Raw genomic sequence first — 21,437 nt, 5'->3', positions numbered from 1 at the left:
GTATCAGATACCCCCCGGGGTATATCAATCTCGGTGGTCGAGTAGCCGCGAAGCGGCGTGTCGAGACCCACGGCCGGTCTCGACACGCGCCTGCGGCGCTACTCGACCACCGAGGGAGCTACTCGGAGCGGTCGCGTTGCTGGGCCTGCAGGGCGCGCTCGACGCCCGCGAGATTCTCGATCACCAGGCGACGCAGCGCGGGGATGTCGGGGTGCGCTTCCAGCCAGGCGTTGGTGGCATCCACGAGCTCCTGCGACGCGAGCGGCGTGGGGTAGAAGCCGAGCGCGACATACTCGGCGATCTTGTAGGAGCGTTCCTTCCAGATGCGGTCGAGCGCGTCGAAGTACGGCGCGACGAGCGGCTCGAGGGCGCTGGGGTCGTTGACGTGGTGGTAGCCCATCCCCGACGAACGCAGGATGACGTTCGGGATCGAGGCGTCGGTGAGCGCCGCATCCAGCGCCGCCTTCTTGTCACCGGTCGCGCGGGCACGGGCGGCGGCCTGCTGCCCGTTCGCGGTCATGTCGGCCTCGAACTGGGCGGTGATCTCCGCCTCGCCGGCTTCGCCGAGCAGCACGAGGCCTTCGAGCAGTTCCCAGTGCAGGTCGGCGTCGATCTCGAGCCCGTCGAGCTTGATCGACCCGTCGAGCAGCGCCTTCAGGGTCGCCGCGTGCCGGTCAGTGGAGGGGATGTTGGCGAAGAACTTCACGAACTGGAACTGCGCGTCGCTTCCTGCGGCAGCCCCCCGAGCGAGCTCCCACAGGGCGTCGCCGACGCGTTCGATCGTCGCGGCCCGCTTCTCGGGGGCGACGTACAGCCGGGCGACCTGCGTGAGCTGGGTGAGCGACAGGCGCATCGTCGTCGACTCGGTCTCGGTGGCGATGTTGCCGAGCACCAGGTCGACGTAATCGCTCGAGGCGACCTCGGCATCCCGGGTCGCGTCCCAGGCGGCACCCCAGACGAGCGCGCGAGCGAGCGGATCCTCGATGTCGGCGAGGTGTCGAAGCGCGAACTCCCACGACGCGTCGTCCATGCGGATCTTCGCGTAGGCGAGGTCGTCGTCGTTGAGCAGGATGAGCGCGGGACGTTTCATGCCGACCAGTTCCGGAACCGAGGTCGAGGCGTCCGCGTCGATGTCGAGTTCGAGCCGGTGGGTGCGCACGACCTTCGGCGACAGGTCGCCGTCGACACCGGTGTTGCCCGAGCCATCGACGACGTCGTAGAAGCCGATCGCGAGGCGGTGCGGGCGGATCGTCGGCTGCTCGTCGATCGCGGTCTGCGTGATCTCGAACGACGTGATCACGCCGTTCTCGTCGACCGACACGACCGGCTTCAGGGTATTCACGCCCGCCGTCTCGAGCCACGCCTGCGACCACGACGTGAGTTCGCGGCCGGAGGTGATCTCCAGTTCGCGCAGCAGGTCGGAGAGCTCGGTGTTGCCGTACTCGTGCTTGCGGAAGTACGCCCCCACGCCCGCGAAGAACGCCTCGACGCCGACCCACGCGGCGAGCTGCTTGAGCACCGACCCGCCCTTGGCGTAGGTGATGCCGTCGAAGTTCACCTGCACGTCTTCGAGGTCGTTGATCGTGGCGACGATCGGGTGGGTGCTCGGCAGCTGGTCCTGCTTGTAGGCCCAGCTCTTCTCCATCGCCTGGAACGTCGCCCAGGCTTCGGTCCACTCGGTGGCTTCGGCGGTGGCGATCGTCGACGCCCACTCGGCGAAGGACTCGTTGAGCCACAGGTCGTTCCACCACTTCATGGTGACCAGGTCGCCGAACCACATGTGCGCGAGCTCGTGCAGGATCGTGACGACCCGGCGCTCCTTGATCGCGTCGGTGACCTTCGACCGGAACACGTAGGTCTCGGTGAACGTCACGGCTCCGGCGTTCTCCATCGCGCCCGCGTTGAACTCGGGCACGAACAGCTGGTCGTACTTGGCGAACGGGTACGGGTAGCCGAACTTCTCCTCGAAGTAGGCGAAGCCCTTGCGGGTGATGTCGAAGATGTAGTCGGCGTCGAGGTACTGCATGAGCGACTTGCGGGCGTACACCCCGAGCGGGATGACGCGGCCGCTGCTGCTGGTGAGCTCGCTGTGCACCGCTTCGTAGGGGCCGGCGACGATCGCCGTGATGTACGACGAGATGCGCGGCGTCGTCTCGAAGGCGAACACCTTCTTGCCGTCTGCGGCCCGGGGAGTCGGGGTGGGGGAGTTGGAGACGACGACCCAGTTCTCGGGTGCCGTGACGGTGAAGGTGAAGGTCGCCTTGAGGTCGGGCTGCTCGAACACCGCGAACACCCGGCGGCTGTCGGGCACCTCGAACTGCGAGTAGAGGTACACCTCGCCGTCGACCGGGTCGACGAACCGGTGCAGGCCCTCACCGGTGTTGGTGTACGCGAAGTCGGCGTCGACGACGAGGGTGTTGGATGCCGCCAGCCCGCTGAGGGCGATGCGTGCGCCATCCGCAACCCCGGCATCCAGAGCGGTGCCGTTGAGGGTGACGGCGTGCACCTTCGCCGTGAGGGCATCGATGAACGTCGCGGCGCCCTCGGTGGCGTCGAAGACGACGGTGGTGATCGATCGGAAGGTGTCGGGTCCGGTCGTCAGATCGAGTTCGACGTCGTACGACGTGACCGAGACGAGCGTTTTGCGCTCTTGGGCTTCGACGCGGGTGAGGTTCTCTCCAGGCATCCGTCCACGATATCGGGAGGTGGTGACCGGAGGGGCCGAGTCACGGTTCCGGGTAGGCGAGCACGCGGTCGGCGATCCGGATGCGCACGGTGTCGCCCTCGTGCAGCGTCACCGGGGTGGCGAGGCGAGCCGAGATGCGGATGCCGGCGCCGCCGGCGACGTCGAGTTGCACGAGGGCGTCGTGCCCGAAGTAGTCGACGGTGACCACGCGTGCGGCCGTTCCGGGACCGTCCACGAGGTGTACCTGTTCCGGTCGCACCAGCACGGCGACCGGCCCGAGGGCGGGGTTCTCGAGTTGCAGGTCACCGAGCGGTGTGGTGACCCGGATGCCGTCCGCCTGCCCGGCGACCGTGATCGCCTCCCCGACGAAACGGCCGGTCCAGAGGTCGACGGGGTGCTCGTAGACCTCCTGCGGCGATCCGACCTGGCGCACGGCGCCGTCGTTGAGCACGACGAGCCGATCGGCGATCGAGAGTGCCTCGGTCTGGTCGTGCGTGACCAGGATGGCGGTCGTCCCGGTTTCGGCGAGCGCCCGCCGCACCTGCTCACGGACGGCCCCGCGCAGGGTCGCGTCGAGCGCCGAGAACGGCTCGTCGAGTAGCACGACATCGGGCGCGGGGGCGAGGGCCCGGGCGAGGGCGACCCGCTGCGCCTGCCCGCCGGACAGTTCGTGCGGGAGCCGCCCCGCCATCCCGGGCAGTTCGACCAGGTCGAGCAGCTCCTCGACGCGACGGCTTCGGCGCCCGGAACGGGTGAGGCCGAAGGCGACGTTCTCGCCGACCGTCAGGTGCGGGAACAGGGCGCCGTCTTGCGGCACGAGTCCGATGCGGCGGCGTTCCGGAGGCACGCCGTGGAGGTCGCGGCTTCCGGATCGCACGGTACCGCTCACGGTTGGATGCAGTCCGGCGATGCACCGCAGCAGGGTGCTCTTGCCGCTTCCGCTCGGTCCCAGCACCGCGCCGAGGGTTCCCGCCTCGATCCGGAACGAGACGTCGTGCAGCACCCGGATGCGCTCGCCGCCCTCACCGACCTCGGCGCTCAGCGATTCGATGACGAGGCTCACGAGCGGTACCCCGATCGCGCGAGGAGGAAGGTCGGGATGCTCGCGACGATCACGAGCGCGATGGCGTACGGGGTCGCGGCACCGTAGGCGGCGATGGCGGTCTTCTGCCACAGTTCGGTCGCGAGGGTCTCGACCCCGATGGGTCGCAGCATCAGAGTGGCGGGCAGCTCTTTCATCGCGGTGACCGCCGCGAGGAGCCCACCCGCGGCGATGCCCGGAATCGCGATGCGCGCCGTCACGCGCCACCAGGTGGTGAGGCGCCCCAGCCCGAGCGTGCGCGACGTGTCTTCGAGTGCCGGGGGAACGCTCTGGATCGCGGAACGCGAGGAGCCGAGAGCCTTCGGAAGGAAGAGCACGCCGTAGGCGAAGACGAGGGCGAACACCGTCTGGTAGAGCGCGGGAGCGATCGAAAGGGTGAAGACGACGAGCGACAACCCGACGACGACACCGGGCACGACGTGGCCGAGGTAGGCGACCGACTCGAGAAGGGCACCCACGGTCGAGCGATAGCGCGCGGCGAGGGTCGCGATCGGCAGGGCGAGGATGACCGCGACGGCGGCTCCCGCCACCCCCAGGCCGAGCGTCGACGCGGTGCTCTCGGCGAGTCGAGGCCAGTCGAACTCGATTCCCACTCCGCCGACGAGCCGCACCACGAGAGCGCCGAGCGGGATGCCGATCGAGAGGGCGGCGACGAGCAGGAGGCCGGCGATCGCGATGACCCGGGAGCGCGGGGTGCCGGAGAGCGTCGTCGGTTCGGCTCCCGTCGCCGGCACGACGCGCGCCGCCCGACGGCGCATCAGCTGCTCGACGGCGACGAAGACGAAGGCCATGGTCACCAGCACGGCCGACAGTGCCGCCGCCAGCACGCGATCGAGGCTGCCCTCGAACGCCGAGTGCACGCCCCAGGTGAGCGTCTCGAACCGCAGGATCGACACCGCGCCGAAGTCGGCGAGCGTGTAGAGCGCGGCCAGCAGCGCCCCGGCGGCGGCGGCCGGCGCGATGCGAGGGAGGGTGACCCGCAGCAGCACGCGCGTGGGGTCGGCGCCCAGGGTGCGGGCGGCATCCGCGTACCGCGAGTCGGCCATGGTCAGGGCGGCCGCGACGGGCAGGGTCACGTAGGGGGCGCAGGCCAGAGTCATGACGGCGGCGGTCGGCCAGAAGCCGGAGAGCCCCGGCCAGGTCGCGACCCACGCGAAGGCCGCGACGTACGACGGGATCGCGAGCGGCAGGGTCGCGACCGCGCGCCACAGGCCGGGCAACGGGAGTCGCAGCCGGGTGATCGCCCAGGCGGTGGGGATGCCGATCACGAGGCAGCCGATCGCGACGGTTGCCGAGAGCCCGAGCGAGTTGGCGGCGAGCTCGAGGGTGCGGGTGCGCCACAGCGACGCCAGCAGCCGCTCCGGATCGGACTGCGAGAGCCGAAGCACCAGGTACCCGAGGGGGATGGCGGCGACCACGGCCGGCACCGTCGCGGCGACGACCAGCAGCGCGGGAGGCCGACGGGTCGTCCTCCCGCGCTGCGCGACGGTGCCGGTGAGGGTCAGAGGAGGCCGACCTTCTGCAACAGGGCGATCGTGCCGTCGAGGTCGGCGAGGTCGGCGAAGTCGAGCTCGGGGCCGCGGATGTCGTCGAGCGCGGGCGCGTCCGCCGGGGTGGGGCCGCCGGGGACGACGGAGTACTCGGTGGTCTGGGTCACGAAGTAGTCCTGACCCTCCGCCGAGAGCAGGTAGCGCACGAACTCGAGTGCGGCGGCGTCGTCGGCGGAGCCGGCCAGGATGCCGATTCCCGTCACGTTCACCAGCGCGCTCGAGGTGCCCGGCTCGCCGTACTGCAGCTGGGCACGCATGTTCTGCGCCCCCACCTCGGCGGCCTGCTGGAACCAGTAGTAGTGGTTGATCAGCCCGACATCGATGGCGCCGGTGTTGACGGCCTCGAGGATGGCGCCGTTGCGGGGGAAGATCTGCGCCTCGTTGGCGACGAGACCGCGCAGCCAGGCCTCGGTGGCGTCTTCGCCCTCGAGAACGCGGAGGGCGGTGACGAACGACTGGAACGACGCATTCGACGGGGCGATGCCGACCTGGCCTCGCCAGCGCGGGTCGGTGAGGTCGAACACCGAGGTCGGAACCTCGTCCGCGGTCAGCTCGTCGCCGTCGTAGGCGATGACACGGGCGCGACCGGTGAGACCGACCCAGGTGCCGTCGGTGGAGGTGTACTGCGGGTCGACGGAGTCGGTGATGTCACTCGGGAGTTCGGTGAGCAGTCCCTCGGCGCTCAGCGCGCCGAGCGCGCCCGGCTCCTGGGAGAGGAAGACCTGAGCCGGCGTGCGGTCGCCTTCTTCGAGCAGTTGCGCGGCCATCTCGACGCTCGTGGCGTAGCGCACCTTGACGGTGATGCCGCTCTCGGCCTCGAAGGCGTCGAGCAGCGGGCCGACGAGTTCTTCGTCGCGCCCCGAGTACACCACGAGGGTCGATTCCTCGTCGGCGTCGGGAGCGGCCGGGCTCACCGAACATCCGGTGAGCACGAGGGCCGCTGCGGCGAGGGCGATCGTCGGGCGCAGAGCGCGCATAGCGAGAGAACCTTTCGAGGAGGAGGATGCCGCGAATGCGACAAGGTAAGGCTACCCTAATCGATCGTGGGCGCCGCACACCGACGTGAGCGGGGATGCGCCCCCGCTCATGCGGGTCTCAGACCGCGACGAGGTCGGGCACGCGGGCAGGGGCGAGCAGTCGCTCCGCGTCGGAGATCGCGTCGCGCAGCAGGTGGATCAGCAGCGACTCCGGATCGTCGATGCACGCCTCCGCGATTCCGGTGACCGCGAGGCTGATCGCCGCGGCGCAGCCCGAACGCCGCAGGTCGCGTTCGCGCACCGGCTGCCGGCGCAGGTGCTCCCGTGCCCACTGTTCCGCGTGCGGTGCGGCGTCGAGCGCCAGGCGTGCCGTGTGCTGCACCCGCGACGCCGCATCGGCCGGAAGCAGACCGGGAAGCGCGAGTAGGGCTCCCGCGAGCGCCTTCTGCCGACCCGCACTCGCGACGGGCAGCGCGGCCGCCGCGGCGCGCACGGCGATGACCGGGGCGAACACGCGATGGTCACCCCGCAGCCCGATGACGCGCGGGATGTCGCGGGCGATCTCATCGCGCCGGGCGTCGCTCAACTGATCGTTGACGGCGCGCGCGAGGTGGGCGAGCAGCGGGTCGGTGCACTGCGGCGAATCGCTCCACTGCTCGCCGGCCAGGTAGGAGGCGAACTCCATGAAACACGCACCCGTCTTGGCCGACCGGTGTCGTCCGCGGGAGAGGCGCGGCATCCCGTCGGGAACGGTGTGGATCTCTATCGTGCTCATGCCCTGTTCCTTTCCTCGACGACCCGGCCGAGAAGCGACGGCGGGGTCCAGGGCGACCCCGCCGTCGCGATCAGGGGCGCCGGCTTGGTGGATTCCGGCGCGTTGCTGTGATTCTGCTCCCGCTGTCGGGCTCTGGCAAGAGGTGCGGATCGTTAAGCTGGCGGCACCATGCGCATCCATCTGGGCACCGATCACGCCGGCCTCGAGTTCAGCACCGACCTGCAGCATTACCTCGCGGGGCAGGGTCACGAGATCGTCGATCACGGGCCCACCGAGTACGACCCCCTCGACGACTACCCGAGCTTCTGCATCAACGCCGCCCGCGCGGTGGTGCGCGACGAGCAGGCCGGGGTGGCAGCTCTTGGGATCGTGTTCGGCGGCTCGGGCAACGGTGAGCAGATCGCGGCGAACAAGGTGCACGGCATCCGCGCGGCGCTGGTCTGGAGCCTCGCCACCGCGGAACTCGCCCGCGAACACAACGCCGCCAACGTCATCGCCATCGGCGCCCGTCAGCACTCGTTCGATGAGGTGAAGGGCTTCATCGACGCGTTCATCATGACGCCGTTCTCGGGTGAGGAGCGGCACGCCCGGCGTATCGCGCAGCTCGCCGAATACGAGCAGACGGGCGCGATCTCCGGGCACGAGATCGTCTGACGGATGCCGGAGGGTCATTCGGTCCACCGCATCGCGCGGCAGTTCGCGCGGTCGTTCACCGGTCCGCCCGTGGCGGTGTCGTCACCGCAGGGGCGTTTCACCGCCGGAGCCGCTCGGCTCGACGGGCACGCGATCGTGCAGTCCCGCGCGGTCGGCAAGCAGATGTTCCTCGAGTTCGACCACCACCTGTGGTTGCGCGTGCACCTCGGCATGTACGGGGCGTGGGATTTCGCGGGCGACATCGCCGTCGACCCGGTGTCGCCGGGGGAGCGCGGCGGGCGGGCCGCGAAGGTCGTCGGGGCGAACGAGGACTCGCCGTGGTCGATCGGTGCGCCGCGCCGCACCCGGCTGCGCATGGCCGAAAGCGAACAGCTGCAGCCCGAGATCAACGTGTGGCCGCCCGAGCCGATCGGCCAGGTGCGGGTGCGGCTGCTGACCCCGGTCGCGGTCGCCGACCTGCGCGGCCCGACGGTGTGCGAGGTGCAGACCATCGAAGAGGTGGATGCGACGATCGCCAGGCTCGGGCCCGACCCGCTCGTCGATCCCGACGGTGAAGGACGTTTCGTCGAGAACGTGCGGCGACGCAACGTCGCGATCGGGCAACTGCTGATGGATCAGGAGGTGGTCGCCGGCATCGGCAACGTGTACCGCGCCGAACTGCTGTTCCGCGCGCGACTCGATCCGTACACGCCCGGCAAAGACCTGCCCACCGACGTCGCCCGGGCACTCTGGCGGGACTGGGCGTACCTGCTGAAACTCGGGGTCGAGACCGGTCAGATGCTCACGATGGACGGACTTGAGGGCGAGGATCTGGAACGGGCGAAGGCATCCCGCGACGACCGCCACTGGGTCTACCACCGCACCGGCGAGCCCTGCCGGGTGTGCGGCACCCCCATCGCGATGGCGGTCATGGCGGGACGCAACCTCTACTGGTGCCCGAAAGATCAGGTCTGACATGCGCAACACCCCCCACTACCTGCTCACCGATCCGGCGGAGGTGAAACGGCTCATCCGCCGCAACCCGTGGATGACCTACGTGTCACCGGCATCCACCGGACTCGTCGCCTCGCACTACGCGACTCTGCTGGAGGAGACCGACCCTTCGACAGGCTCAGGGCGGCGCGACGACGAGATCGTGCTCGTCAGCCACTTCGGGCGCCCCGACGAGCTGGCCCACGAACTCGGGCAGCACGAGGTGCTCGTCATCGCGCAGGGTCCGCACGGGTACATCTCGCCCAACTGGTACGCGGAGGGCGACTTCGTGCCGACGTGGAACCACGTCACCGCCCACCTCTACGGGGTGCCCGAGATCCTCTCGGATGACGAGAACTTCCGCATCCTCGAGCAGCTCGTCGATCACTTCGAGAAACGGATGCCGACCCCCGTCTCGCTCGACATCGACGAAGAGAAGGCCCGCCGCATCGCCCGCGGGACCGTCGGCCTGCGCATCCGCGTCACCCGCTTCGATGCGCGCGCCAAGCTCTCCCAGAACAAACCCCCCGAGGTGCGGGAGGCGATCATCGCGGCGCTCTCCGGCGACGGCCCCTACTCGGATGCCGCGCTCGCTGCTGAGATGCGGCGGCTGGAGTGATCCTCCGCAACGGCCGGTTCCTGGGCGGGCTGCTGAAGGACGTTCGCGAGTCAAGAGCGGGGACCCCTACCCCGATTGACTCGCGAACGTCCTTCAGCATCCCTGTCTCCGACGTGTCGGTTCCCGGTCCTGCGGGGCTGGTTGTCGATCTCGAGGGGCGGTGGGTTCTGCCGGGGCTCTGGGATCATCACGTGCACTTCGGGCAGTGGGCGATGGCCGCTCGCAGACTTGACGTCTCGTCGGCGACGTCGGCGGCCCAGGCGGCGTCGCTCGTGCGTGACGCGTTGGCCGACACGCCGCCGGAGCCCGGCGTGGTGTTCCTCGCGTCCGGGTTCCGCGACGGGTTGTGGCCCGACGTGCCGAGTCCCGAGCTGCTCGAGTTCGGCGACATCCCGGTCGCTCTGCTGTCGGGTGACGTGCACTGCCTGTGGACGAACCGGGCGGCACTGCGGATGCTGGGGCGCCCGGATGGGGACTGGCTGTTGCGCGAGCAGGCGGCTTTCGACCTCACCCGCCGCATCACCGAGGTGTCGCCCGACGTGCTCGACCGCTGGGCGCTCGACGCCGCCCGGGCGGCGGCAGCGCGCGGGGTGACCGGCATCGTCGACTTCGAGATGGAGGATGCGCCGGGCTCGTGGGCGCGTCGGTTCGCCGGCGGGTTCTCGGGGTTACGGGTGCGCGCTGCCGTCTACCCGCACACCTCGGCCCTGCCCGAGGTCGCGTCGCCGCTCTACGAGGTCGGCCCGTACAAGCTGTTCACCGACGGCTCCCTCAACACCCGCACCGCGTGGTGCTTCGACGACTATCCCGGCGGCGGCGGTCAGGGTCTGCCGACCTACGCGCCGGGCGGGCTGCTCGCCGCAGCGCGCGAAGGGGTCGCGCGCGGGCTCACCCCCGCCATCCACGCGATCGGCGACCGCGCCGTCACCGAAGCGCTCGACGTCTTCGCGCAGCTCCGCGTGCCGGGTTCGATCGAGCACGTGCAGCTGATCCGGGATGCCGACCTCCCGCGTCTCGCCGCGCTGGGGGTGCGCGCCTCGGTGCAACCCGAGCATGCGATGGATGACCGCGACGTCGCCGACCGCTACTGGTCGGGTCGCACGGGCCGGGCGTTCGCGTACCGCTCCCTGCTCGACGCGGGCGCCGAGCTGTCGCTCGGCTCCGATGCTCCGGTCGCACCGCTCGACCCCTGGATCACGATGGCCGCCGCAGTGACGCGCTCGCGTGACGGGCGCGACCCGTGGCATCCCGAGCAGTCGATCTCGCCCGAAGCCGCGCTCGCCGCATCCACCCACGTCCAAGCCGATGACCTCGTCATCGTCGACGCCGACCCGCTCGACCCCGACAACCTGCGCGATATGCCGGTGCACGCGACGATGGTCGCCGGCACCTGGACCCACGGCCCCGACGCCGCGTAGCCCGTGGAGGGCCTCCGACCCCAGAGTTACTTGGTCGCGATGTGCGCGAACAAGAACCAACGATCCTTTTCCAGCCCCCGAGCGATCTCGATGACGACGTCCTGGGAGGCGGGGTCGAGTTCGGCGAGTTCGTCGATCGCGGTGCGCACGCTCTTGAGGGTGGCGTCGATCTGCGCGATGACTTCGGGGATGAGTTTCTCGGACTGCTGGAAGCCGGCGGTGAGCGGCGGCACGGTGGTCTTCGCGGCGACGGTGGCGAGGCGTGCGTCGATGGGGAGGCCGAGGGCGACGACGCGCTCGGCGGCGGTGTCGGCGTAGTCCTGCACGTGGGCGACGAGGGTGTCGAGCAGTTCGTGGATGGCCTGGAAGTTGGCGCCGCGCACGTGCCAGTGCGCCTGCTTGGAGTCGACGACCATCGCTTCGAGGTCGATGACGACCGGTTCGAGGAACTGGGCGACTCCCGAGGTGACGTCGGGGTCGATGGCGCTGGTCGGTACGGTCTTCACGTCGGTCATGGTTCAACGCTAGTCGTGAGGTTCTGTTCCGCAAGGGAGTTGAGCCTGTCCTCATCTTGTGCAGGCGGGGGATATCCCCACCGGGTTCGGGATGCGGGCACGATGTCGCTTCGGAGCCGTCGTCGCGAGGGTGGGGGTATGCCCGCAACAATGGAGACGACCATGAGCCCCGACGCCCGCACCACCCCCCTCTACCTGCGGTTGTGGGCCGGGGTTCCGAAGGAGCTGCTGTTCCTGTTCATCGCCTTCCCGCTCGGGGTGGTGATGTTCGCGGTGAGCATCGGCCTGTTCTCGGCGGCGGCGGGAACGTTCGCGACGTTCTTCCTGGGCGTGATCTTCCTGGTCGGCGCGCTCTACCTCGCGCGTGGGGCCGGCACCGTCGAGCTCGCGCTGCTCGGCTGGGTGGGGCGACCGGTCATCCCGCGTCCCGACTGGAACGACCGCACGGCCAAGACGGGGTTCCTCGGCTGGTTGAAGGTGCTGTTCGCCAACGGGCACTACTGGCTCTATCTGGTGTGGACGATGATCGTGAACTTCATCATCACGACGATCTCGTTCACGATCGCCGTCGTCTGGTTCTCGATCGCGCTCGGGGGCATCACCGGGTGGATCTGGATCGGGTTCGTTCCCGACAGCGACCGTGACTTCTCGGTCTCACGCTGGGTCGCCGATCGGGTGTTCGGCCTGGGCGATCGGGTCGACCCGCTGCTCTTCGATTCGTTGCTCTGGCTGGTCGTCGGCCTGATCTTCACGGCAACCCTGCCGTTCGTCACCCGGGGCCTCACCTGGATGCACTGGGGCGTGGCCCGCGGGTTGCTGGGCGCGTTCCGCACGGATGCCCTCGAGAAGGAGGTCGCGACCCTCACCGAGTCCCGCTCGGCCGCGGTCGCTGCCGAGGGCACCGCGCTTCGGCGACTGGAGCGCGACATCCATGACGGCCCGCAGCAGCGGCTGGTGCGCCTGCAGATGGACATCGCGGCGGCCGAGCGGCAGCTCGACACCGATCCGGATGCCGCCCGCCGGCTGCTCGAGGAAGCTCGCCAGCAGTCGAAGGACGCCCTCGAGGAGCTGCGTGCCCTGTCGCGCGGGTTCGCGCCGCCGATCCTGCTCGACCGCGGTCTCGTCGCCGCCCTGGAGTCGCTCGCGGTGCGGTCGGCGGTCACGGTGCGGGTGGTGTCGTCGCTGCCGGAAGGCACCGACCTGCCGACCGAGTTGGAGCGCAACGCCTACTTCATCGCCGCCGAAGGCCTCACCAACGCGGTGAAGCACAGCGGCGCCACGGCGATCGACCTGCGCATCGACCTGCGTCGCCTGCCGGACTCGGAGGAGACCTGGCTCGATGTCACGGTCACCGACGACGGCCGCGGGGGCGCGAAGGCGGTGCCCGAGCACGGTCTCGCGGGACTCCAGGAGCGCGTGCTCGGCCAGGGCGGCACCCTCGACATCTCGAGCCCCAAGGGCGGCCCCACCGTCGTGGCGGCGCATCTGCCCCTCCCCGCTTCGGTGGTCGAGTAGCCCGCGGAGCGGGCGTGTCGAGACCAGGCACCACAATGGAGCACGTGAGCGGACTGCGGGTTGTCGTTGCGGATGACTCGGTGCTGCTGCGCGAGGGACTCGTGCGGGTGCTCGTAGAAGCGGGCCACGAGGTCGTGGGCTCGTTCGGCGACGCCGACTCCCTGCTCGCCGAAGTCGAGTCGCTCGACCCCGACCTGGCGGTGCTCGACGTGCGGATGCCGCCGACGTTCCGCGACGAGGGGGTGCGCGCCGCGATCCGGTTGCGGTCGCTGGTGCCGCGCGCCGGCATCCTCCTGCTGTCGCAGTACGTCGAGGTCGCCTACGCGCAAGAGTTGCTCGGGTCAGGGACCGGGGGAGTGGGCTACCTGCTGAAAGACCGGGTCGCCTCGCTCGATGAACTCGTGGATGCCATCGACCGCATCGCCGACGGCGGCACGGTGCTCGACCCGGAGGTGGTCGCGCAGCTCATCGGCCGCCGTCATGACCCGCTGGCGACCCTCACGCCCCGCGAGCGCGAGGTGCTGCAACTCATGGCGGAGGGTCGCACCAACACCGCGATCGCCGAGGCCCTCTTCATCGGGGTGGGGGCGGTCGAGAAGAACGTCACCTCGATCTTCGCGAAACTGGCGCTCGAAGACTCCGGCACCGATCACCGTCGCGTGCTCGCGGTGATCGCCTGGCTTCAGCGTTAGCGGCGCAAGCTGCCGGCGAGCAGCGCCAGCAGGATGGTGGTGAGCGCGATCAGCACCGCGCCGAGCCCGCCGATGCCGGAGGTGACGATGAACACCAGGTTGAGCACGAGGCTCACCGAGCCGGCCACGATCGGCACGGCCGGCTTCCGCAGCGCGGCGACCACGAGCATCCCGACCGCGGCGGCGATCACGACGACGTTGCCGGCGATGCGCAGCGGCTCCGCCTGATCGATCGCCACGTGCAGCACGATGTCGCCGAGGTTGACCAGGGCGACGACGATCGTCAGCACGCGGCCGAGGGTGCCCACTGCCGGGGTCAGCGCTTCGGAACGCGGCCGCGCCCGAAGATCAGCCACAGGATCGACCCGAGGATGCTCAGGAAGAACGCCACGACGATCCAGACGAACTTGCCGAAGCCGCCGTGGTTCGGGTTGTTCACGATCGACACGACGGTGACGATGAAGACGATGAGGGCGATCAGGCCGCCGATGCTGGCGGAAATGGGCTCCATGCTGCGAGCCTAGCGACGTTCAGCGGGCGGCGAGCAGCGCCTGCATCTCTTCGATCTCGGCGGTCTGGCTCTCGATGATGCGTTCGCAGAGGGCGATCGTCTCGGGATCGATTCCGTCGTCGATCTCGTCTTCCGCCATCTCGATCGCACCCTCGTGGTGGTCGATCATCGCGGTGAGGAACAGCACCTCGGCGTCCACCCCGTCGAGGTCGCGCAGCCGGTCGAGGTCGCCGTCCGACATCATCCCGTGACCCGGCATCCCGTCGGGCGGCGTCGGGTAGCCGCGGGCGTCGAGCCAGGCTTCCATCTGCTCGATCTCGGGAGCCTGCGCCTCCGCGATGCGGGTGGCGAGGTCGGTGACGTCGGGGTGGATGTCGTCGGCGGCGAGGATGATCTGCGACATCTCGATGGCCTGCTCGTGGTGCGGGATCATCATCATGTTGAAGTGCACGTCGGAGATGTTGAAGTCGACGACATCCGTCGGCGTGCCGGGCCCCGGACCCTGCCCCGGGCCTTGACCGGGGCCGCGCATCCCGAAGCCCACGCACCCGGTGAGCGTCAGCAGCAGCGCGACGCCGATGGCCGGGATGATCGCAGCTCTGGTGCGCATGATCTTCTCCTTCGATCGAGGCCGACGCTACGCCGCTGATTCTCGTGACCGAAGGGCCGAAGGTCCCGGCGCGACGAGTAGCTTGGAGCGGTGAGGATGTCGGCGCTGCGCAACATCGGAGTCCAGGCCGGGCTCGCGGCGGCGCTGCTGTTCGGCGCCGGAACCCCGATCGCGAAGCTGCTGCTGGGTGAGGTGTCGCCGTGGCTGCTCGCCGGGCTGCTCTACCTCGGATCGGGCGTCGGGCTGGGGCTGTACCGCCTCATCCGCCGGTCCCCGCGCGTACGGCTGAGCCGCTCCGAGGTGCTGCCCCTCGCCGGGGCCGTGTTCTTCGGCGGCCTGGCCGGACCGGTGCTGCTGATGTTCGGGCTCAGCGGGATGCCGGCATCCGGTGCCTCGCTGCTGCTCAACGCCGAGGGGGTCGCGACGGCGCTGCTGGCGTGGTTCGTGTTCCGCGAGAACGTCGACCGGCGCATCGCCCTGGGCATGGCGGCGATCGTCGCCGGCGCCGTGGTTCTCTCGATCCCGACGGGCGCGGAGTTCGGATCGGTGTGGCCCGCCCTCGCCATCCTCGGGGCGTGCCTGTGCTGGGGCATCGACAACAACCTCACCCGCAAGATCGCCCTCACCGACGCCACCTGGCTCGCCGCGGTGAAGGGCGGGGTGGCCGGCCCGGTCAACCTGACGCTGGCGTTCCTGCTCGGCGCGACCCTGCCATCCGTCTGGGCCATCGGCGCCGCGATGGCGGTCGGCTTGCTCGCCTACGGGGTGAGCCTCGTGCTCTTCATCGTCGCGATGCGGCACGTCGGCACCGCCCGCGCCGGCGCCTACTTCTCGGTCGCCCCCTTCTTCGGGGCGGCGCTCGCCGTCGTGCTGGGTGAGGCGGTGACCCTGCCGCTCGTGATCGCCGCCCTGCTGATGGCGCTCGGGGTCTGGTTGCACCTCACCGAGCGGCACGAGCACGAGCACACCCACGAGGCGGTCACCCACGACCACTGGCACCGTCACGACGACGGGCACCACGACCACGACCACGACGAACCCGTCGCCCCCGGAGTGCGGCACCGCCACGTGCACACCCACGACCCTGTGACGCACAGCCACGAGCACTACCCCGACGCGCACCATCGGCACCGCCATTGAAGAACCTGTGGTCAATTCCGAACGGCGTCAGGGCCCCCAGCTACCATGGGGGCATGGTCGACCCGGGTTTGCTGTCACAGGCTAAACAGCTCGATGTCGCCGACCGGGTCGAGCTGATCAACGAGCTGTGGGACTCGATCGACCAGAACGACCTGCCCGTCACGCCCGAAATCGCCACCCTCATTGATGAACGGCTCCGGGAGGCCGATGCCCGTCCGCTCGAGGGTCGACCGTGGGAAGAAGTCGAGGCCGAGCTACGCGCCCGGCTGACGTGACCTTCTCCGTTCTGATCCGCGCACCTGCGCGTCAGGACATCGATCGCGCACGCGACTGGTACGCCGAACATGCACCTGAACAGGTCACACGGTTCCTCCATCAACTTGCGGCGGCGATCGACCGCCTTCGGGACTCTCCACAGGTCTTTCGGCCACTGCGGCAGGACGCGCGCCGGGCAACCCTTCGGGTGTTCCCATACGAGCTCTGGTATCGAGTCCACGTCGAGCCACGCGTCATCGAAGTGCTTGCAGTCGTTCATGCACGGCAGGATCCGGGGCGACTAATTGATCGACTTCACTGACCCGCATGAGGTCGCGTCTCAGCTCGTCATGGCGCACCCATGCTGAAGTGGCTGCTGCTCGGCGGCGCGATCGTCACCGAGGTGGCCGGATCCCTCTCGCTCAAGGGGGCGCTCGATCATCGGCTGCTCTACATCGTGGTGGTCGTCGGCTACCTCGCCGCGTTCGTGTTGCTGACCCTGGTGCTGCGCGCCGGGGTTGCGGTCGGGGTCGCCTACGGCATCTGGGGTGCCCTCGGCGTCGCGCTCACCGCACTGCTCTCGGCGATCATCTTCGGCGAGCTGCTCACCCCGCTCATGGTCGTCGGCATGGCGCTGGTGATCGCCGGGGTGCTGTGCGTCGAACTCGGTTCGGGGCACGCCGCCCGCAAGACGGAGGCGGTGGAGTGATCGCCTGGCTGTTCCTCGTCGTCGCGATCCTCACCGAGGTCACCGCGACCCTCGCCCTGCAGGCCGCGGTGAAGGGCAGCCGCTGGTGGTACCTGCTCGTCGCCACCGGCTACGTCGTCGCCTTCACGATGCTGTCCCTTTCCCTGGGTGAGGGGATGCCGCTGGGCGTCGCGTACGGCATCTGGACGGCCGCCGGGGTCGCCTTCACCGCCGTGCTCGGCAAGGTGATCTTCAAGCAGCCGTTCACGTGGATGATGGCGCTCGGCGTCGCCCTCATCGCCGGTGGGGTGCTGCTCATCGAAGTCGGAGCGCACTGAGGCGCGGCGCGATCGAATCGGACCGCGAAAGTCGGGTGCGTGCTGAAGCGGGTGCGCAGAGTTGACGGTGAAAGGGGAACCCGTGATCGCAGCTCTCAATCGGCTCGTCGAACGCATCGAGGACCAACTCGCCGACGACCTGGACATCGCCCGGCTGGCGAGTGACCTCAGCACGACCGAGTATCACCTCCGCCGGATGTTCTCGTCTCTGGCCGGGATGCCGTTGTCGGAGTACGTCCGCCGCCGCCGCATGGCGGTCGCCGCTGCGGAGGTCCTGGGCGAGGGCGACCTGTTGGGAATCGCGGTGCGCTACGGCTACGGCTCAACCGAGGCGTTCGGCCGAGCGTTCTCCGCGGTTCACGGTGCCAGCCCAGGCGACGTGCGTCGAAACGGAGGTCCCCTTCGCACACAACAGCAGCTCAGGTTCCGCCTGACCGTAGAAGGGAACACCCCCATGGACACCCGCATCGCAGATCAACCGGCATTCCGGCTCGTTGGACATTCCACCCTCGTGCCGCTGTTCCACCGCGGCATCAATCCGCACATCCAAGAACACATCGCGTCGCTTCCCGCGGCCGAACACGCGCGCCTGAAGGACCTGAGCAACACCGAGCCGGCGGGTCTTCTGCAGGTGAGCGCCGACGTCGACCCCGACTACGCGGAGGGCAGTGAACTCACCTACCTCCATGGGGTCGCGGTCGGCGAGACGACTCCGGTGCCCGAGGACCTCACCGTGATCGACGTCCCCGCGGGGACGTGGGCGGTGTTCCGTACGGCCGGCCCGTACCCGGACGCGCTGCAGTCCACCTGGGCGGCGACGGCGACCGACTGGTTCCCGTCCAACCCGTGGCGGCTGCGGCCCGGTCCGTCGATCGTGGCCGTACTCGAGCGCGCCGCTGACTTCAGCACGGCGACCTGCGAATTGTGGCTGCCAGTGGAGCACGGCTAGACCTGGGACCTTCGCCCCTGGGATCGGCAGGCTCGGAGGTGGAGGCTCACTGCATGAAACTGCGCGCATCCCACGTCATCGCGTCGGCACTGATCGCCGTTGCGCTCACCGCGTGCGTGAACACGCCACCGCCCGAGCCGACCTCGAGCCCCTCCACGACTCCGACGGCGACGGCCACGGCCACGCCGTCCGCATCAGCGACGCCGACCCCCTCCAGTACGCCCAGTCCCAGCACACCCCCGGTCTCCAACCCGCCACCGCAAAAGGTCGTGGGTCTCACCGCCGAGACGGGAGGCGGAAGTGGCGAGGTGCTGCTGCGCTGGACGCAGAACCCCGAGCCGGATGTCGTCTCCTACATCGTGTTGCGGGCGACGACCCCGGGAGGATCGCTGACGCAGATCGGCACGGTGTCGCGCCTGGAAGTGACCCAATTCCAGTACGTGCCATTCGTCGATTCCCAGGCGACGGTCGCGTACTACCGGGTGCGAGCCGTCGACTCTGCCGGTCAAGAAGGTCCGAAGTCAACGGAGGTCTGCGGCGCCGCCCCGGGGTTCAGCTGCTGAGCGAGGCTGCGACCCGTTGAGTCGGGCGCGACCGCGTTCCTCGGCTGCCTGAAGGGGCGGTGGTACGCTACCAAGATGAGTGGGACGCAGACCATAGTGATGGGAGATCGGGGTCGTTTGGTCGTGCCGGCCGGCCTTCGCGCGCGCCAGCATTGGTCTCGCGGCACTGCGCTCGTCGCGGTCGAGACGTCCTCCGGAGTGCTGTTGACCCGCCGTGACGAACTCGAGCGAATCGTCGCCGGGCAGCTAGCCGGACGCGATCTCGTGACGGAACTGATCGAAGAGCGCCGGGCCGCCGCACGCGGCGAGGCGGGGTGAACGTCTTCGACGCCTCCGCGTTGCTCGCCTATCTGCGCGGGGAGCCGGGTGCCGAGCAGGTTCGCGCCGCACTCGAGGAGGGTGGCGCCTGCTGTGCCGCCAACTGGTCGGAGGTCGCTCAAAAGGTCCGCTCGGCGGGCGCCGACTGGGATCTCGCCCGAGGGCTGTTGCTCGGCTATGAGCTTGTCGTGGAATCGGTGACCGTCGATGACGCCGAGTCTGCCGCCGCCGCGTGGCGTCACGGGTCGCCGCTGTCGCTAGCGGACCGGCTCTGTCTCGCCCTTGCTGAGCGGCTGGATGCCACTGCATGGACGGCGGATGCTGCCTGGCGCGATCATCCTCGAGTGCGCCTGATCCGAGAGCGCTGAACTCAGCTTGGAGGTCCTAACGGAAACGCTCTGGAACAGAGGTCCCGCCCTAGTAGGCCTGCTCGAGCGGTCTCGGCGTATGGGGGTGAAGCGGGTTGAGACGTCGCCGAGGGTCGTTCAGCGTCAGAAGCGCCTCACCCGCAGAGAGCGTGCTGAGGTTGCAAGGCGCTACGCGGCCGGCGAGAGTATGGGCGTGCTGGCTGTCGTCTTCGGCTGCCATCGCAGTGCGATTCGGCGGGCGGTAGATCATGAAGGGATTGAGCGTCGGGACTGGCGGACTCGAAAGGTCGATATCGAGAAGGCTCAGGAGAGATACGAGGCCGGTCAGACGGCGGCGCAGATTGCGTCGGAGTTTGGAGTCTCGGCGACTGCGGTGCTCAATCACCTCCGCCGCGCTGGAGTCGTCCTCAGACCTAGAGGGAAGGTCGCTCGCTGAGTACGGGTGGCAGGCGAGCCCGGGAACTTCAAGCCCCTCAGTCCATCTTGTTTGGCTGCACCGATTTCACCACTCCGTCGATGGCGCGCACAAACATGTCGGGTCGCGGGGCAGACCGCGCAGTGATGGGATCCCACTTCACTACCGCGCAATGCGCGACATAGCGTTGCAGGAGAATGAATGGGGCCGCCTGATAGCCGGGTACCGCGCCCGGGTGTCCGACGATGACAGGACTCTGGAAACCTTGCATCCGCTTGCCGCCGCGCCCGATCGCCCATTTCAGATGCGGGTCGCGTGCGATGGCGAAGTCACCGACAAGAAGCGCCACGTCCCATGCAATCGACACCCAGGAGTAGGTCGGGAGCCCGCTGTCCGCATAGAAGTCGACACCCTCGATGAAGAGGTCGTTCAGGGGCTGAAGGTCCTCTTCCTTACCCGACCAGCGGAGGCCATTTGCCCTCGCGAAGCGCGCGATCATCTCAGCCCGCTCCGACCGCCCATCCATCAAACGAGCGAAGAGAGAACGAGCCTCGGACGGGGTGAGTTCGTCAAAGGCCTTCGAGAGCTCGTGCACCTCATAGCCTGACCAGACAACGTCACCGTCGGACGCGGCCACCCCGAATCCAGGATCCATGAGCTCGTCCGTCAGGCCCCGGCCTCCTCGGCTTTGACACTCCGAGGTCGCCAAAACACCCCTAGCCCTGTCCGCATGGCCAGACACTATCGCAACCCCTCACCCTGTCGCGGGCTGCATCCGGGGGGCGTGCTCGGCGGAAATGCCCACGCACGGGGCGTCCAAAGTTGGGCCGAGGGGATATGGGGAATCGAACTCGCGCAATCAGTCTGGAAGACTGATCCGGAACCTTCGGTTCCGGCCCCGAGCCCGCTTGCTTCTAGAAGCGAAGGGATCTCTCCAGGGAGCAGGCTAACGCCCATGGCTAACGCGTTGGCGATGGGGTGGCCACAGGTCGCACTCTGCCGAAGGCGTCGAACGCTACACGCGGGCGGCTCCCATCCGACACAATGAGCGCTACCCGAACGCGAGGAGATCAGGGCTTGCTCATGCTTGAAACGCCGACGCCCGGCGAGACCGCAAGCATCTTCGACTGGGCGATGGTCGACTGGACCATCGTCGGCTGGACCGTGACGGCACTAATTGCCGTTGCGGCCATCGTGGTGACCGTCATCGTGACGCGGCAGTTCGGCAACAGGCGTGCCGTACTCACGTGGTTCATGGAAGCCACCCCGCTCATGCCGAAGGTCGCGTCACACCTGGAGGTCTCTTATCGAGATATTCCCGTTCCCGAACCTGTGCTGTTGACCGTCGTTCTGGTCAACTCTGGCCCCCGAGACATCGCATCCAGCATGTTCGATGACCGGAGACCGATCCGGGTCGAGGTCGGAGCAAAGTTCTACGGCGTCACCCGAACGGATGGCACAGCGAAGCTGATCAGCCCGGCAATCGGCACTAGTGCGGAAGACGCCGTGGTCACGATGGCCCCCCTGTTGCTAAAGCGCGGAGAGTCATGGTCGTTCAGCGCCGTCATCTCCGGCCATCCGGAGGTGAACGTGGATGCCCCCCTGGTCGACACGGATGTAAAGGAACTGCGTCCGGTCGAGACGGACGGAACAATCTGGTCTCCAGTGGCCAGCGTGCTCGGGGGCGTCGGGGTTGAGTTCGGCGGAATTCTCGGCGCCCTCGCATCAATCTTCATTGGCCGCCGTCGCTAGGGATCAGCCGGGCCTCCGCGTATCGGGCATCGGTGGAGATCAAGAACTAGCCCGC

27 protein-coding genes are annotated in these 21,437 nt (G+C 68.9%); 16 read left to right on the top strand and 11 right to left on the bottom strand.

Annotated features, from left to right (window positions below):
• Positions 1–118: 118 nt before the first annotated feature.
• The 5 genes from pepN to IE173_RS08810 form a co-directional block, all read right to left on the bottom strand.
• On the bottom strand, positions 119–2,686 hold the full coding sequence (gene pepN, locus IE173_RS08830; protein ID WP_191283115.1) for an aminopeptidase N: 2,568 nt from the start codon (positions 2,684–2,686) through the stop codon (positions 119–121).
• Positions 2,687–2,726: 40 nt separating this feature from the next.
• A complete protein-coding gene (locus IE173_RS08825; RefSeq protein WP_229841994.1) occupies positions 2,727–3,749 on the bottom strand; it encodes an ABC transporter ATP-binding protein in 1,023 nt (340 codons plus the stop codon).
• A complete protein-coding gene (locus IE173_RS08820) occupies positions 3,746–5,206 on the bottom strand; it encodes an ABC transporter permease (RefSeq protein WP_229841993.1) in 1,461 nt (486 codons plus the stop codon). The genes IE173_RS08825 and IE173_RS08820 overlap by 4 nt, the downstream gene beginning before the upstream one ends.
• Before the next feature lie 83 nt (positions 5,207–5,289).
• The gene (locus tag IE173_RS08815) at positions 5,290–6,315 is read right to left on the bottom strand and encodes an iron ABC transporter substrate-binding protein (protein WP_191283114.1); all 1,026 of its coding nucleotides are present in this window, start codon (positions 6,313–6,315) and stop codon (positions 5,290–5,292) included.
• Positions 6,316–6,433: 118 nt separating this feature from the next.
• Positions 6,434–7,090: a hypothetical protein gene (locus IE173_RS08810; protein ID WP_191283113.1), complete on the bottom strand. Its 657-nt coding sequence runs from the start codon at positions 7,088–7,090 to the stop codon at positions 6,434–6,436.
• Between the two features lie 168 nt (positions 7,091–7,258).
• Between IE173_RS08810 and IE173_RS08805 the strand changes: the two genes are divergently transcribed.
• The 4 genes from IE173_RS08805 to IE173_RS08790 are packed head-to-tail and all read left to right on the top strand — an operon-like array spanning position 7,259 to position 10,753.
• Entirely contained in the window at positions 7,259–7,744 is a 486-nt protein-coding gene (locus IE173_RS08805; RefSeq protein WP_191283112.1) for a ribose-5-phosphate isomerase, read from the top strand.
• A gap of 3 nt (positions 7,745–7,747) precedes the next feature.
• Complete coding sequence (locus IE173_RS08800; RefSeq protein ID WP_191283111.1) at positions 7,748–8,698, top strand: Fpg/Nei family DNA glycosylase; 951 nt, start codon at positions 7,748–7,750, stop codon at positions 8,696–8,698.
• A 1-nt stretch (position 8,699) separates the two neighbouring features.
• The gene (locus IE173_RS08795) at positions 8,700–9,335 is read left to right on the top strand and encodes an FMN-binding negative transcriptional regulator (protein ID WP_191283110.1); all 636 of its coding nucleotides are present in this window, start codon (positions 8,700–8,702) and stop codon (positions 9,333–9,335) included.
• Positions 9,332–10,753 (top strand): amidohydrolase, encoded by a 1,422-nt coding sequence (locus IE173_RS08790; RefSeq protein WP_373298462.1) that lies wholly within the window; start codon positions 9,332–9,334, stop codon positions 10,751–10,753. Before IE173_RS08795 ends, IE173_RS08790 begins: the two co-directional genes overlap by 4 nt.
• Positions 10,754–10,779: 26 nt before the next feature.
• Here the strand turns inward: IE173_RS08790 and IE173_RS08785 are convergent, their stop codons facing one another.
• Positions 10,780–11,268, bottom strand: a complete 489-nt coding sequence (locus tag IE173_RS08785) for a Dps family protein (protein ID WP_191283108.1) — start codon at positions 11,266–11,268, stop codon at positions 10,780–10,782.
• A 150-nt stretch (positions 11,269–11,418) separates the two neighbouring features.
• Here IE173_RS08785 and IE173_RS08780 point away from each other — a divergent pair, with 150 nt between their 5' ends.
• Together IE173_RS08780 and IE173_RS08775 are read left to right on the top strand one after the other, a co-directional pair.
• Entirely contained in the window at positions 11,419–12,783 is a 1,365-nt protein-coding gene (locus IE173_RS08780; protein WP_229841991.1) for a sensor histidine kinase, read from the top strand.
• A gap of 35 nt (positions 12,784–12,818) precedes the next feature.
• A complete protein-coding gene (locus tag IE173_RS08775) occupies positions 12,819–13,475 on the top strand; it encodes a response regulator transcription factor (RefSeq protein WP_191283378.1) in 657 nt (218 codons plus the stop codon).
• Here IE173_RS08775 and IE173_RS08770 read toward each other — a convergent pair.
• From IE173_RS08770 to IE173_RS08760, 3 genes are read right to left on the bottom strand one after another with little or no spacing between them, the layout of a single operon-like run.
• On the bottom strand, positions 13,472–13,831 hold the full coding sequence (locus IE173_RS08770; protein WP_191283107.1) for a hypothetical protein: 360 nt from the start codon (positions 13,829–13,831) through the stop codon (positions 13,472–13,474). The two genes, IE173_RS08775 and IE173_RS08770, sit on opposite strands and share 4 nt — an antisense overlap.
• Positions 13,792–13,986 (bottom strand): PLDc N-terminal domain-containing protein, encoded by a 195-nt coding sequence (locus tag IE173_RS08765; protein ID WP_191283106.1) that lies wholly within the window; start codon positions 13,984–13,986, stop codon positions 13,792–13,794. The genes IE173_RS08770 and IE173_RS08765 overlap by 40 nt, the downstream gene beginning before the upstream one ends.
• A 19-nt stretch (positions 13,987–14,005) precedes the next feature.
• Positions 14,006–14,596, bottom strand: a complete 591-nt coding sequence (locus IE173_RS08760) for a DUF305 domain-containing protein (protein WP_191283105.1) — start codon at positions 14,594–14,596, stop codon at positions 14,006–14,008.
• Positions 14,597–14,692: 96 nt separating this feature from the next.
• Here IE173_RS08760 and IE173_RS08755 point away from each other — a divergent pair, with 96 nt between their 5' ends.
• From IE173_RS08755 to IE173_RS08730, 6 genes are all read left to right on the top strand, one after another.
• Positions 14,693–15,736, top strand: a complete 1,044-nt coding sequence (locus tag IE173_RS08755) for a DMT family transporter (RefSeq protein WP_191283377.1) — start codon at positions 14,693–14,695, stop codon at positions 15,734–15,736.
• Between the two features lie 53 nt (positions 15,737–15,789).
• Entirely contained in the window at positions 15,790–16,011 is a 222-nt protein-coding gene (locus tag IE173_RS08750; protein WP_191283104.1) for an addiction module protein, read from the top strand.
• Positions 15,969–16,313, top strand: coding sequence for a type II toxin-antitoxin system RelE/ParE family toxin (locus tag IE173_RS15680; RefSeq protein WP_373298461.1), 345 nt, complete (start codon positions 15,969–15,971; stop codon positions 16,311–16,313). Before IE173_RS08750 ends, IE173_RS15680 begins: the two co-directional genes overlap by 43 nt.
• A 39-nt stretch (positions 16,314–16,352) precedes the next feature.
• Positions 16,353–16,700 carry a DMT family transporter gene (locus IE173_RS08740; protein ID WP_191283102.1) on the top strand — a complete coding sequence of 116 codons (348 nt, stop codon included), beginning with the start codon at positions 16,353–16,355 and terminating at the stop codon, positions 16,698–16,700.
• Entirely contained in the window at positions 16,700–17,017 is a 318-nt protein-coding gene (locus IE173_RS08735; protein ID WP_191283376.1) for a DMT family transporter, read from the top strand. Before IE173_RS08740 ends, IE173_RS08735 begins: the two co-directional genes overlap by 1 nt.
• An 82-nt stretch (positions 17,018–17,099) precedes the next feature.
• Complete coding sequence (locus tag IE173_RS08730) at positions 17,100–17,966, top strand: AraC family transcriptional regulator (RefSeq protein WP_191283101.1); 867 nt, start codon at positions 17,100–17,102, stop codon at positions 17,964–17,966.
• A 46-nt stretch (positions 17,967–18,012) separates the two neighbouring features.
• On the opposite strand, the gene IE173_RS08725 is transcribed toward IE173_RS08730, so the two are convergent.
• Positions 18,013–18,150, bottom strand: coding sequence for a hypothetical protein (locus IE173_RS08725; protein ID WP_191283100.1), 138 nt, complete (start codon positions 18,148–18,150; stop codon positions 18,013–18,015).
• An 85-nt stretch (positions 18,151–18,235) separates the two neighbouring features.
• Here IE173_RS08725 and IE173_RS08720 point away from each other — a divergent pair, with 85 nt between their 5' ends.
• The 3 genes from IE173_RS08720 to IE173_RS08710 all read left to right on the top strand — a co-directional run bounded on the left by IE173_RS08720 (position 18,236) and on the right by IE173_RS08710 (position 19,215).
• Positions 18,236–18,529 (top strand): hypothetical protein, encoded by a 294-nt coding sequence (locus tag IE173_RS08720; protein ID WP_191283099.1) that lies wholly within the window; start codon positions 18,236–18,238, stop codon positions 18,527–18,529.
• 75 nt (positions 18,530–18,604) lie between these two features.
• A complete protein-coding gene (locus tag IE173_RS08715; RefSeq protein WP_191283098.1) occupies positions 18,605–18,847 on the top strand; it encodes an AbrB/MazE/SpoVT family DNA-binding domain-containing protein in 243 nt (80 codons plus the stop codon).
• The gene (locus tag IE173_RS08710) at positions 18,844–19,215 is read left to right on the top strand and encodes a PIN domain-containing protein (RefSeq protein WP_191283097.1); all 372 of its coding nucleotides are present in this window, start codon (positions 18,844–18,846) and stop codon (positions 19,213–19,215) included. The genes IE173_RS08715 and IE173_RS08710 overlap by 4 nt, the downstream gene beginning before the upstream one ends.
• Before the next feature lie 473 nt (positions 19,216–19,688).
• Here the strand turns inward: IE173_RS08710 and IE173_RS08705 are convergent, their stop codons facing one another.
• On the bottom strand, positions 19,689–20,267 hold the full coding sequence (locus IE173_RS08705) for a hypothetical protein (RefSeq protein ID WP_191283096.1): 579 nt from the start codon (positions 20,265–20,267) through the stop codon (positions 19,689–19,691).
• A 446-nt stretch (positions 20,268–20,713) separates the two neighbouring features.
• On the opposite strand from IE173_RS08705, the gene IE173_RS08700 reads away from it, so the two are divergent.
• Positions 20,714–21,382, top strand: a complete 669-nt coding sequence (locus IE173_RS08700) for a hypothetical protein (RefSeq protein ID WP_191283095.1) — start codon at positions 20,714–20,716, stop codon at positions 21,380–21,382.
• The last annotated feature ends 55 nt before the right edge of the window (positions 21,383–21,437 follow it).

The sequence above is a fragment of the Pseudolysinimonas yzui genome (genome assembly GCF_014653215.1).
Lineage (GTDB): Bacteria > Actinomycetota > Actinomycetes > Actinomycetales > Microbacteriaceae > Pseudolysinimonas_A > Pseudolysinimonas_A yzui.
The sequence above is the reverse complement of the archived record's forward strand: the minus strand, read 5'-3'. Positions and strand labels throughout refer to the sequence as shown.